General features: G+C 33.5%; 11 protein-coding genes. 10 read left to right on the top strand and 1 reads right to left on the bottom strand.

Annotated features, from left to right (window positions below; translation table 11 throughout):
• Positions 1 to 75 precede the first annotated feature (75 nt).
• The 9 genes from P176_RS0103660 to P176_RS0103620 all read left to right on the top strand — a co-directional run bounded on the left by P176_RS0103660 (position 76) and on the right by P176_RS0103620 (position 9,395).
• On the top strand, positions 76 to 603 hold the full coding sequence (locus P176_RS0103660) for a carboxypeptidase-like regulatory domain-containing protein (protein WP_026753430.1): 528 nt from the start codon (positions 76 to 78) through the stop codon (positions 601 to 603).
• Positions 554 to 1,309 (top strand): hypothetical protein, encoded by a 756-nt coding sequence (locus P176_RS0103655; protein WP_026753429.1) that lies wholly within the window; start codon positions 554 to 556, stop codon positions 1,307 to 1,309. Before P176_RS0103660 ends, P176_RS0103655 begins: the two co-directional genes overlap by 50 nt.
• A 27-nt stretch (positions 1,310 to 1,336) precedes the next feature.
• Entirely contained in the window at positions 1,337 to 1,954 is a 618-nt protein-coding gene (locus P176_RS0103650) for a hypothetical protein (RefSeq protein WP_026753428.1), read from the top strand.
• A 184-nt stretch (positions 1,955 to 2,138) separates the two neighbouring features.
• Positions 2,139 to 4,226, top strand: coding sequence for an AAA family ATPase (locus P176_RS0103645; protein ID WP_026753427.1), 2,088 nt, complete (start codon positions 2,139 to 2,141; stop codon positions 4,224 to 4,226).
• A gap of 183 nt (positions 4,227 to 4,409) precedes the next feature.
• Complete coding sequence (locus P176_RS0103640) at positions 4,410 to 5,264, top strand: aldo/keto reductase (protein ID WP_026753426.1); 855 nt, start codon at positions 4,410 to 4,412, stop codon at positions 5,262 to 5,264.
• 685 nt (positions 5,265 to 5,949) lie between these two features.
• The gene (locus tag P176_RS19935) at positions 5,950 to 6,909 is read left to right on the top strand and encodes a T9SS type A sorting domain-containing protein (protein ID WP_197022136.1); all 960 of its coding nucleotides are present in this window, start codon (positions 5,950 to 5,952) and stop codon (positions 6,907 to 6,909) included.
• A gap of 10 nt (positions 6,910 to 6,919) precedes the next feature.
• Positions 6,920 to 7,483, top strand: coding sequence for a Crp/Fnr family transcriptional regulator (locus tag P176_RS0103630; protein ID WP_026753425.1), 564 nt, complete (start codon positions 6,920 to 6,922; stop codon positions 7,481 to 7,483).
• 80 nt (positions 7,484 to 7,563) lie between these two features.
• The gene (locus P176_RS0103625; RefSeq protein ID WP_026753424.1) at positions 7,564 to 8,502 is read left to right on the top strand and encodes an alpha/beta fold hydrolase; all 939 of its coding nucleotides are present in this window, start codon (positions 7,564 to 7,566) and stop codon (positions 8,500 to 8,502) included.
• Complete coding sequence (locus P176_RS0103620) at positions 8,499 to 9,395, top strand: NmrA family NAD(P)-binding protein (protein WP_026753423.1); 897 nt, start codon at positions 8,499 to 8,501, stop codon at positions 9,393 to 9,395. Before P176_RS0103625 ends, P176_RS0103620 begins: the two co-directional genes overlap by 4 nt.
• A gap of 232 nt (positions 9,396 to 9,627) precedes the next feature.
• On the opposite strand, the gene P176_RS0103615 is transcribed toward P176_RS0103620, so the two are convergent.
• Positions 9,628 to 11,226, bottom strand: a complete 1,599-nt coding sequence (locus P176_RS0103615; RefSeq protein ID WP_026753422.1) for a T9SS type A sorting domain-containing protein — start codon at positions 11,224 to 11,226, stop codon at positions 9,628 to 9,630.
• Between the two features lie 413 nt (positions 11,227 to 11,639).
• On the opposite strand from P176_RS0103615, the gene P176_RS19930 reads away from it, so the two are divergent.
• Positions 11,640 to 12,524 carry a hypothetical protein gene (locus tag P176_RS19930; RefSeq protein WP_051605386.1) on the top strand — a complete coding sequence of 295 codons (885 nt, stop codon included), beginning with the start codon at positions 11,640 to 11,642 and terminating at the stop codon, positions 12,522 to 12,524.
• Positions 12,525 to 12,544: the final 20 nt, after the last annotated feature.

Here is a 12,544-nt window from a genome sequence, read left to right as displayed (position 1 = left end):
CAATTTGAGACAATGGAATAATTCTTGATTTCTAAACATCTTATATTTTGAGCTGTAAAAGCAAAACAAAACTCAATGAGAAAGATATTATTATCAGAATTTAGCACGTTAGAAATTTTAAATAAGCTGATTTCATCGACCTTATTATTTCTCTTTTCATTTCAATGTATTTTAGCGCAATCCATTATTTCTGGAAAAATTGTTGACCCAAACAACGAACCAATATCATTTGCCCATATTCGTTTAGAAAACACCAATATAGGAACGATTTCAAACGATATTGGTCTGTTTAAATTAGTCGTGAATATTGAGAATAAGAATAACCGTCTAATTATTTCTTCATTAGGGTATAAAACAGAAAAAATAACTTTAAGTGATGAATATCAAACGATAACCTTGACTGAAGATGTTACTCAGTTAAATGAAGTTGTCATTGTTTCAAAAGATTACGCAAAAGAACTTATAGAAAAGGCCATAAATGCAATTCCAAACAACTACCCAACATCCGACGAGCGACACACAGGTTTTTTCAGAGAAACCACTACTTGGGAAAATGAAAAAAAAACCAATCTATATAAACGAAGCTGTAATAGATGCCATTAAAGAGGATTATACTAAAAGAAACAGGTCTGGAGATGTAAAACTAATGGAATTACGTAAATATCAAAGTGAAGCGCTAGATTCTCTAGATTTTAGAATTTATGCTGGGAGCCATCACATACATAGGTTTGACATCGTAGCAAGAAGAGAAGCTTTTCTGTCAAATCCAGAAGCGTATAAGTATAGAATAATCGATACATTAAGACAGAACGGAAAAGATATTTATAAAGTTTTTGTTGAAAAAAAGAACGAAAATTCTGCATACGTATATATCCAAGAAGAAACATTTGCGATAGTAAAAGCAGAAATTAAACTAAACTCTGATTTTGGTAATTTAGGTGATCGAGAATTTTTTAATTTTACAGTAACTTACGAGCAAGGTGAAGATAAACAATGGCGGTTTATGAATTCTTATTACAAAACAGCCTTCAAAAAACAAGGTAAGATTCTTAACTTAACCAGCGAGTATGTGACAACAGATATTAAACCAGACGATACAAAAATACCATACCTAGAAAGGTTTCAGTTCTCTGAAATTCTGTTGGACGACACAAAAGAATACAATGCAGACTTCTGGAATAATTATACCATCATTTCACCTAATGAAATTTCAGAGTCTTTATTTAAATCTATTGATTACACAAAAGTAGAGAACGACAAAAAACAGTCTGGTAATATTCCTGATTTTGTTAAACGAATATCATTTTAAACTGGGCTGACTTGGACTGTATTAGACATGGCATCCAATACCATAGATTATAATAATTCAGTCATTGATATCCAACAAAATAACAGGGCAAATAAGAGAGGGTCAGTTAGTTTTGCCATATCCATTTTTTACGCCGTCAAACCTCATTTTATGATTGGGTATGCTAACGAGAGTAAAATTTCTAGAACGGGAATTAACAGTCATGATGTGGTTATTGCAGGTAAGTTTAATTTAAATACTAATGGAAGACCTATAAACATATCACCAAGACTTCATTTTGGATACCAAGAGCTAGATTATTATCTTCAACAGTTTAATCTTGAAGACGATATAGAAATTGATGGAAATGAAATCAAGAGCGAAAAGGTAAATGTATTTCTTTCTCAAAGAGGGTTTCGGGTAAAACCAGGTCTAGTTTTGTCCGTAGAAAGTAGCAAACATGTAAGCTTTTTAATTTCTAAGTCGTATAATCTACATTTGAATCAAAAAAATGGACTAGTATTTCGTGAAAAGGGCGAATCTGAAAAGTTTCGAAGAAAAATATTTCTTGAAAATGGACAAGAAAATCTATCCATAGAAAGTAACCAAAAACGTTTATTTGAAAATACAATTAGTATAAATTTAGGTATTGCTTTTAGGCTTTGACACAAGCTGTACAAAAAAACAGTTGCTAACACCATATATAATTAGTTGCTATTAATAGTGTTTATTTGGAAGATTCCTGCGGAATATTCTATCTGTGTTTTATTTGCTAAATTAGTTGCTTAACAACGCAACTAACCATACACAATAACGTTGTAGCCAATACTAATCAAAAATTCGAAAATTAATGAAATTTAATGAACTTCAAATTGACAATTTTAAGGCAATTGAATTAGTCAAGATTGAATCTCTTGGAGATTTAGTTTTAATTGCCGGACAAAATGGAGTGGGGAAATCTTGCATTTTTGATTGTATAAGATTATTCAAATCTAATTATGGAAGTTACAATCAAGATGAAATCAACAACTTTTACAATGAATTTCAAGTTCGTATCGGAAACCAATTTAACGCAGACAAACTTTTTAGAAATAAAGAACTTCCAATAAAAATAAGTGCTACAATTACTCTAGCAGATAAAGAGATAGAATTTTTAAAGAAAAATGGTGAAATTTTATTACAAAGACTGCTCTGGAGATCATATACTAAAAACCCTAACTATGACCCAACTAGTGATGATCCTTTAAATTCTGCTGCTTCTAATCAAAGAATGTATGGTCAAAAAGTAAAAATAGAGACCAATAGATACATGGCTGAATTTGAAAAATTAATCCAACAAAATGAATTTAAAGGAGAAGTGTTAATTTTTTCCGATAATACTCAAGAGGTTTTGCCAAACATAATTTTGGAGCTTATATTCCACACTTTTAGTCCTGATGAACTTGGAATTATTGACTATCATGGTGCACACCGCAGTTACCAAAAAGAAAATTTACAGAACTTAAATTTAAATTTTGGTAATTCAAATGAAAATTATCAAAACCATGCGTTATATAATTATACTAACAAATATAATAATGTAAAAACTGAGATGGCTTCCAGTTATGTAAAAGCTCTAATTGCTAAAGAGAGTGGTGCTACTGATCATGCGATATCTGATCTTAATAATTCTTTGAGTTCCTTATTTTCGAATTTTTTTCCTGGTAAAAGTTTTAACGGAATGGTCCCCAATGCTAATGGATCACTGGAGTTTCCAGTTGAAATAAAGACAGGTGAAAAACATGATATTTCCGATTTAAGTTCGGGAGAAAAAGAAGTCTTATTTGGATATTTGAGATTGAGAAATCAAGCTCCAAAAAATTCTGTAATTCTTATCGATGAACCAGAATTACATTTAAACCCTAAACTGGCAAAAAAACTTCCTGAATTTTATTTTGAAACTATTGGTAAAGAATTAGGTAACCAAATTTGGTTAGTTACACATTCAGATGCAATTCTTAAGCAAGTTGCGGGTAATACTGATTACAGCATTTATCACATGTCTGAATCTTTAAATGATGGAAATAACCAAGTAAGAAAAATTTCATTGGAAAATGATGCAGAAGCAGCATTAATAGATTTGATTGGAGAGTTCTCTTCATATGACAAAGGAAATAAAATTGTCATTTTTGAGGGAGAGGATTCTGACTTTGACAAAACCATGACTAGCATGTTATTTCCAGAATTCGAAAGCAATACTAATTCCATATCAGCTGGTAGTAAAACAAATGTATCTAATCTCCAACATGTTCTAAAAATAGCAGCAGATGAAGGAATTATTTCAAAAACATTTATTTCTATTGTAGACAAAGATTCAAGTAAAATAATAGAAGATCTTGAAACTCTTGAATTTTCATGGGATTCCTACCATATAGAAAACTACCTATTAGATGAAAAATATATTCATAAAGTGTTAGTGGATTTAGGTGTTAAAAATGTAGAGTTCGATAATGAAGAGAATATATTAGAATCCTTAAAGCAATGCGCTAAAGAGAATTTAAAATTCCACATTCAGCACGAATTAAATCAATTCGTAACTTCTGAATTGAATTATTCTGTAACAACTAAAATAGATAGTAGCAATTCTCTTAATGAAGAATATTTTAAAGCAGTCGAAAAAACGATTTCTGAAATTGAACTAAAAAAGAAAAATTCTTTGAGCCAAAAAGAATTATATAAAAAAGAAAAAATAATTGCCAATAAATTCAGTACGGCTTTAAAAGATAATACTTGGAAATCTATTTTTAATGGTAGAAACATTTTAAAGTGCTTTACCAATAAAATAAATATTATTCGCTATGAGCAATTTCGAAATCTTATAATTTCTAAAATGAAGAATGAAAATCACAAACCAGAAGGAATGAAAAAAGTTATCGATCAAATTTTAGATATAGAATAGTACTGGTCACATCAATCTGTATAAAACATAGCTGGTTTAGACTTTTTCGAAGGTCGCTGAGTATTTAAGAAGTCCGCCAAATCAAAGATTTGGCTAATTGCTAATCTGAAAATTATTATAAATTTATACGCTACGTTTCATACATAAGAACTCAGCCATAAAAAACAAACAGCCAGAAACAGAATGAAAGAAATAGTATTAAATGACGGAAATAAAATACCAATCATAGGTTTTGGAACCTATAAATCTACAGAGCAAGACGGTATTAAATCTATAAAAAATGCTTTGAAAATAGGATATAGAATGGTTGATACAGCCGCCAAATATGATAATGAAAAAGAAGTTGGGAAAGCAATAAATGAAAGTGGAATCAATAGAAAAGAAATTTTCGTAACCACAAAATTATGGCGTGAAAATTTAGGTTATAAAGAAGCTAAAAAAGCTTTCGACAAATCACTCAAAAAACTTGGCTTGAATTATATTGACCTGTATTTAATTCATTGGCCTGCCAACGCAAAAAATTATACAAATTGGCAAAAAGCAAATTCAGACAGTTGGCGTGCTATGGAGGAATTACAAGCTGACGGAAAAATAAAATCCATTGGCGTAAGCAATTTTTGGCAAGAACATTTAGAGGTACTTTTTCAAACCGCAAACGTAATTCCTGCAGTCAATCAAATTGAATTTCACCCTGGTTATTGGCAACCAAAATTGACTGAATTTTGTAAAAAGCATGACATTACGGTTGAATCTTGGTCACCTTTGGCAAGAGGAAAAGTCTTTGGAAATGAAGTATTACAATCTATAGCTAGAAAACATAATAAATCAATAGCTCAAATTTGTTTGCGATGGATTATTCAACACGAAACCATCATAATCCCTAAATCAAATACACTAGAAAGAATTGAAGACAATATCAACATTTTTGACTTTAAATTATCAGACGAGGAGATGAAGCTAATAAATGAACTTTCGGAAATGGGATTTAGTGGAGAATTGCCTAACATTTGGCCAGACGTATTGGATGTTAAAAATTAAAAATAAGGCGGCTAACAATAGCTATAAGTAATTGCTTATTCTCACTTACTTTATAAATTCCTAAGGAATTTATGACTCGGTTTGTATTTGCTAAATTAGTTGCTTAAGCCATGCAACTAATCTTATACAAGCACGTTATTATTAATGTAAAAACGCAATCCAGAATTCAATAACTTAACGCAACAAATCTAATCTTATAAATTTTTAAAATAGACATAAAAACTCAGCATCTAAAAATTGCATAAACATAAGCAAGATGATTAATCACATAGAGCTATACTTAACTAATGCCACTGTAAAAGGGACAACTTGCTAGGGTTCTTATTAAAAAGCAACAGCCCTCTGCTATAAAGCATTGATCATGCCCATACACTTAATGGCTAATATAGGGTTCACCCGTAGGTAATCCATAGGTAACCCGTATCAACGTCATGGCGCATGTAGGTAATATCTTGGTAGTCTTAGTACAAAGAGCTTATTATGGCCTCACACAGTCTTATGCGTCGATTTGTTAATAAATGAATGGTGTTTCAGATCATAAAATTATGGCCTAAACGTTTATATTTGAGGAAGTATAACAAGTTAGTTAACCAGAAAGAACATGAAACAAATTTACAGTGTTATAATAGTTCTATTTTATTGTTTATTTAATCTCAATGCACAAACAGTAGAAATTGTTACGGGATTGTCAGGTCCAAGAGGAATGGTAATCGTTGGCAATGAATTATACTTTTGTGAGTTGTTTAAAATTTCTAAAATTGACCTTAACGAAACAATACCAACTCCTACGAGTGTTGTTACGGATGTAATTACACCGGAGTCAATAGCGCAATCTGGTAATGAATTCTATTTTACAGAATACGGTGGAAATAAGATTTCTAAAGTAGATATTACGGCCGCTACGCCAACTGCCACGACTGTTTTGTCGGGATTGAATGGTCCTACCGGAATACTTTTTAATGGAAACGACCTCTATTTTGCTCAATCGCTTGCGGGTAAAGTTTCCAAAATTGATATTACGGCAACAACGCCAACTGTTGTAGATGTAGTAACAGGTCTAAATGGGCCTACCGGAATACTACTAATAGGAAACCACCTCTATATTACTGAAGTTTATGGCGGTAAAATTTCTAAAATTGATATTACGGACACTACGCCAACAGCCACAGATGTGGTTACTGGTTTGGTTGCACCACGTGGAATAGCATTTATCGGAAATGATCTATATATCGCTGAGTTTGGTGCAAATCAAATATCTAAGATTGACATTACAGCAACCACACCAATTCCTACAGATGTTGTAACAGATTTGAATGGTCCTCAAGGATTAACAATAAATGGAAGCGATTTGTACATGAGTACTTCAGGAGGAGGTAAAATCCTTAAGCTAGACGTAACAACACTTTCCACCGGCAATCCACAATTAATGAGTTCAATACATTTATATCCAAATCCCTCAAAGAGTGTTATTCAAATTACAGGACTAACTCAAACAGAGAATTACGAGATTTATAATATACTAGGCGAGAGAGTGATGAGCGGCAGTATCTCCAACACTGAAAAGCTATTTATTAATACACTAGAGAATGGTTTATATGTCTTAAAGCTTGAGAAAGGCGATACAATGAAGTTCATAAAAAAATAAAAACTTACTATTGGAAGAGTTTATAGCATTTATAAGAACGTTTGTTGGGATTGATGAAATTGATTTAAACCTAGTGTTGTCAAAGTTCAGAGAGCGGTCTGTTTCAAAAGGAAAAACAGTTCTAAAAAAAGGTCAAATTGCAAATCAATACTATTTCATAATTTCAGGCGGACTGCGCTTTTTTTATGAGACCTCCGATAAAGAAAACACAACTTGGGTTGTTTTCAAAAATGAATTCTTTTCAGAAATATCAAGCCTGAATCCTCAAATACCGTCAAGATTTAACATTGAAGCGATAGAAGATACCAAGCTATTGGTAATTGATAAATCTGACATGGATTTTTTGTATGGACATATCCCTGTATGGCAAGAGTTTGGAAGAAAAATCTGGGAGGGAACATCTGTGAGGATGATTGACCAAATTTTAAATTTTCAAACCTTATCGGCTGAAGAACGCTATATGCAATTGATACGCAATTCTGAATTATCACAAAAAATACCCGTTAAAACCTTGGCAGCAGTTTTGGGCATTACCCCAAATGCCTTGAGTAGAATTAGAAAAAATATCAAGTAACATCATTTACTACCAATTGGTAGATTCACCAATACATATCCGCTTTACTTTTGTGTCATACTAAATTTTAAAAAAATGATATGAGCGTAAATATAGAAACAAACAAGTTTTCAGACGCGGAGCTAATCAAGAATCTACCGGGCTTTAAAAACAAATACATCACGACTAATGGTGTCCAACTTCATTATGTAGAAGGCGGAAGTGGTGCGCCTCTAATTTGTTTACCTGGATGGCCACAAACCTGGTATTCATACCAACCCGTTGCCCAGCAATTGGCAAAAAAATACCGAGTAATCATAATTGACATACGTGGTATGGGGAGTTCTGAAAAACCGCAAGCGGGTTATGATAAAAAAACAATGGCCGAAGACATTTTAGGCCTTATAGTGCAGTTAAATTTGGGGAAGGTTTCCATCATGGGGCATGACATTGGTGGTATGGTGGCCATGAGTTTAGCCTTTAATCATCCTGAAGTCGTGGAGAAACTAGTGATTCTAGATGGTGCACATCCAAGTGAAGGGATGATGCAAATGCCTTTGATGCCAGCTCCTGGAACATTTAAAGAAAAAATGGATGCCAACATGCCCTACGCCTGGTGGATGGGTTTCAATCAAGTGAAGGGACTGCCCGAGCAACTGCTGGAAGGTCGCTTTCATTATCTGCAAGATTGGCTTTTTAACTATGTGATGGTAGACGCCTCTAAAATGACCAAACTGGAAAGAGATGTTTATGCTCAGGCATACAACGACACAGAGAGTATCAGGGCGTCCAACGCTTGGTATCAAACATTCAATCAAGACATTGAAGACACTAAAAACTATCAGCAACTTACCATGCCCGTTTTGGGAATAGGCAGCTATATCAGCTACAACTATATGAATATGGGCTTACCGCATGTCGCAACAGATGTTAAAGTCGTTGGGATATTGGAAAGCGGTCATTATTTGTTTGAAGAGGCACCAGAACAAGTACTTGAGGCAGTAGTGCCCTTTTTAGCTAAAAAAAATAAATCGAAATGAAAAAGACAATTTTAGTTGCTGGAGCAACAGGTAATTTGGGAAAAAGAATTTCCAAGGCATTAATTGAAAAAGGAGCAAATGTGAAGGCGATTGTACGTCATTCTACGGATTCAGAAAAAATAGAAGCCCTTGAAAAAACAGGTGTAACCGTTTTACAAATTGACATGAACGATTGTGATGCGATTGCTAATGCTTGCGAAGGTGTTACATGCGTGATATCTGCAGTGGCAGGCTTGGATAGCGTAATCATTGATTTGCAAAAACAAATTTTAGAGGGCGCACTAAAAGCTGGTGTGCCTAGATTTATTCCCTCTGACTTTTGCACAGATTACAATAATCTAATAACCGGAGAAAATAGAAATTTTGATTTACGTAGAGAGTTCAAAACGCAAATTGATGTCACACCCATTAAAGTAACGTCTATTTTTAATGGCTGCTTTGCCGATATTTTGATGTACAATACGCCCATTTTAAATATGAAGGAAAAAAGTATTGGCTATTGGGGAGACAAAGCTAACTGGAAATTAGATTTCACTACTATGGATGATACTGCTGCATTTACTGCCGAAGCTGCACTAGATGATACCGCACCAAGAAATCTGCAAATTGCTAGTTTTCAAGTGAGTCCAAATATGATTTTTGAACAAGTAAAGCAGGCAAATGGGAAAGACTTTAAAATTCATAAAATTTCTAGTCTCGAGGATTTTGCTGTATACATTAAAAGACAACGAGCAGAGAACCCAGCAGGTGAAAACGAATTGTACGCAAACTTTCAACAAGGTCAATACATGTACTCCATGTTCATGGCACAACATACCGAATTAGCGAACAGCCGCTACAAGGATCTTTCTTGGACTTCGAGTTTGGATTATATTAAGACCTTTGTAAAGTAGGTCATAATGTATAAACTCAAATCGCTATTTGAGTTTTATTCAATAAATTAATTATCAAAAAGTAGGGGCGTTTATTCTTCTTTTACGCTTATACCAACCGTAAGCAATATGATATAGTAATTGACCGGAAATCAATAACTTAAAACCATAAATCAAAACTTGAGATTTTTTGTAAAGGACAAAAAAAGACCGCCCAAGGCGGTCTTTAATAATATGGTAATCAGTAATGTTTTTATTTAAGGATCACTTTTTTTGTTTGATCCTGCTTGTTGTTGGTCAATTTAACAACGTAGATCCCACTGTTCAGATTAGAGGCTTCAATTTGGTTGTTTGCTGAACCTTCTTCTAAATAAGAAGTGAGTACTAATCGTCCTTGAATATCAAAGACAGAAACTTCAGTGTTAGGTAAAATACGTCCGTTTACAAAGATTGTTTTTTCACTTGCAAACAACTCCAAACTATTTGCCTCTTGATTAATTGTAGATAGTGTGCTGTTTCCAATCCTTAAGAAAAAACGTCCTGTTCCAGATATCGCTGTATTAGCGGTAAAGCTGTAATCCCCAGAATTTAATAAGGTAAAGGTGTTTGTCAAGTTATCCTCAAGATATACTTCAACATCTTCTGGTAAGGTAGAATTTTCAATGCTAAAAGTAACTTGTTGTCCTTGTACTGTTTTTAGGCCTAATGGAATGGTAACATCGGTTAATTGAGAGTTGCCAAAACTTTGGATGGCCATGCTTTTTCCAATATTATCTTCAACGAGGTGAGAATAAAGTAAGAAATTTGAAGTAGTACCATTATATAAAGCAGCATCATAGCCAGGATCTAAGCCCAAGGTAGATGTAGAATTAAAATAAAATTCTGTAGCAAAATCAGCGGAGTCGTGTTGCGCTTTTAATCGCAACATTTGACTTTGATTTTCAGTTCTTCCTAAAATAAAATCATCAGTACCTTCAATGGTTCTCATGTTTTGAGTAAAAGTTAGAGTGTTTACAGCATCATCTGGACTGTTTGGAATTAAAAACCCTTGACCAGGAGCAATATTTAAATTAGTATTAACTGAGCTATTGATATACGTAAAGTTTCCAATAGTGCCAAGCCCTGAATTTGTAGTGCTATTGTAGCCATAAAGCGTAACCCCGTATGGGTCTAAGACAGATGCATTTTCCGTCAAAAAAGCTTGAGCATTTAAATAGGTAGGATAAGGATTTCCTATGGTATTCCAATAATTACCATCAACAGTAGTGATTTCTACAGTTTCAGAAGTTGTAGAAACAGTTCCAGAGAATCTAACCGTTTGGCCAGAATAGGATGCTGCTCTATAGCCAAGTCCTCTTTCCAATAAAATTGGTGCATTATCAGTGTCATAATTTGTGTAAGATCCTAAAGCGTTATTGTAAGGGCCAAAAGCATATATGGACACATCTGTTGTACTGCTTACAATGATGTCTGAATTTGGCGTCGTGCCTTCATCTGCACTGTAACCCAAAAAATCAGTAAACGTCACATCTCCCGTTGCCTTAACCGGCATAGAGATTAAATCGTTACCGCCTGGAACTCCTGTTTCTCCAACAACATTAACATAGCGATCATAATTAACTAAAGTTGCTGGTTCCAAAGATGATTGTGACACAGCTAAATCTCCATTCAGCATTAAGCTGGAAAAGCGGTCTGATGTTGATTTTAAATTGACTTGATCTGCGTAAATTGTAGTTCCTGCTTCAACGTAAACTGCGGTCCCTCCGTTAACAGTTATCGTTTTATCTAATTCCTGAGCACTAGAAATACAAGCAGCAGTAACTAATAAACATGTAAAATAAATTTTTCTCATTGTAAAATAGGTTTTAAACACAACTGTGCAATAAACGGCATAATTTTTTTAAAAGCTCAAATATAGGAAAGATAATTTGTTTATTTGAAAAAAAATACACTTTATCGGATTTATTTGTGCTTTGTCTAAATATAATTCATTCGGTTTAAATTTTAGCAAAAAAGCATTTAAAATTCACAGAATTAACTAAAAAGTGAGAGAGTTAGTTGTTTTTTATATCGTCTTCGTATAAGATAAATATGTATATTTCTGATTATTAGTAAGTTGAATTTTTTTGTTTCAGAGGAAACATCTCAAAATCCGACGTTTAGTTGGTCTACATAAGAAAAAACTGATGAATTATTTTAGGAAAGTTTGATTTTTAACCATTTTTACTGTTATTTCGTGGCTTATTAATAAATTTTTTTAAAGCTATGAAATCAATTACAATTTTTTTAGGGCTTATGCTCTTGTTTTCAGTTAGTTCTTACGGCCAAGTAGGGATTGGTACAGATAGTCCTGACGCATCTAGTGTATTGCATTTAAGTGGGAATGGCGGTTTGATACTTCCAAATTTAGATACGGATACGCGTAATCTTATAACTTTACCAGTAAATGGTTTGGTGATTTATAATACAGATACTGAGGTCGCAGAAATAAATACTGGTACACCAGCTAGTCCTGTATGGCGTGCATTGGATACTGTGGATGATACTGCACCTGTGGTTGCACCAAGTGTAGATAACGCTGGTATGGCTGCTCTTGCGCCCGCCACTCTCGGGGCTATAGTTTATAATACAGAGCAAGATTGTCTTTTTCAATATAAATCTGCTGGATGGCAAAGTGTTTGTGAAGCTGAGTCTTCTAAAGTTGTTACATTATACAGAGATCTTGCAGGAGCTAATAATACGATTACATCTTCTGGTAGTTCATCTACTTTTTACAATTTTCCTTTAGGTTTAGCGCAAGTTACAGAGATTGATACTGATTATTTTACAGTTGCATCTGGACCTAGTAATAATGGTAAGGTTACAGTATTGAAAGATGGGAGCTATTCTATTAGTGCTAGTCTCTCTGTGCAAAATTTGAGTCAAGGTACTAGAAAGTATATTTTAGGAGTATTTAGAAATGGAACCCGCATTGGTTATCTCGCAAGAGGTTTTGCAACAGCACCTGGTACTTCGGAATATTTTGGTGCTTCTGGTACTTTTCAATTTAAGTTTAACGCTAATGATGTTGTTGAGATCAAATATCTTATTGATAATGGAGCAAATAATTTACAAGGTGATCTACTTCATATAGGGATAGTCAAACTATAATTTTTTATTTAAAACTCGCG

It is taken from the genome of Sediminibacter sp. Hel_I_10 (assembly GCF_000688335.1).
Lineage (GTDB): Bacteria > Bacteroidota > Bacteroidia > Flavobacteriales > Flavobacteriaceae > Psychroserpens.
Note: the sequence above shows the minus strand (reverse complement) of the source record. Positions and strands in the feature narration are given on the sequence as shown.

Coding starts and splice junctions, on each gene's coding strand:
- P176_RS0103615 (WP_026753422.1), bottom strand. CDS start 11,226: ATGAGAAAAATTTATTTTACATGTTTATTAGTTACTGCTGCTTGTATT.
- P176_RS0103625 (WP_026753424.1), top strand. CDS start 7,564: ATGAGCGTAAATATAGAAACAAACAAGTTTTCAGACGCGGAGCTAATC.
- P176_RS0103620 (WP_026753423.1), top strand. CDS start 8,499: ATGAAAAAGACAATTTTAGTTGCTGGAGCAACAGGTAATTTGGGAAAA.
- P176_RS0103645 (WP_026753427.1), top strand. CDS start 2,139: ATGAAATTTAATGAACTTCAAATTGACAATTTTAAGGCAATTGAATTA.
- P176_RS0103660 (WP_026753430.1), top strand. CDS start 76: ATGAGAAAGATATTATTATCAGAATTTAGCACGTTAGAAATTTTAAAT.
- P176_RS0103655 (WP_026753429.1), top strand. CDS start 554: ATGAAAAAAAAACCAATCTATATAAACGAAGCTGTAATAGATGCCATT.
- P176_RS0103650 (WP_026753428.1), top strand. CDS start 1,337: ATGGCATCCAATACCATAGATTATAATAATTCAGTCATTGATATCCAA.
- P176_RS0103640 (WP_026753426.1), top strand. CDS start 4,410: ATGAAAGAAATAGTATTAAATGACGGAAATAAAATACCAATCATAGGT.
- P176_RS19930 (WP_051605386.1), top strand. CDS start 11,640: ATGAAATCAATTACAATTTTTTTAGGGCTTATGCTCTTGTTTTCAGTT.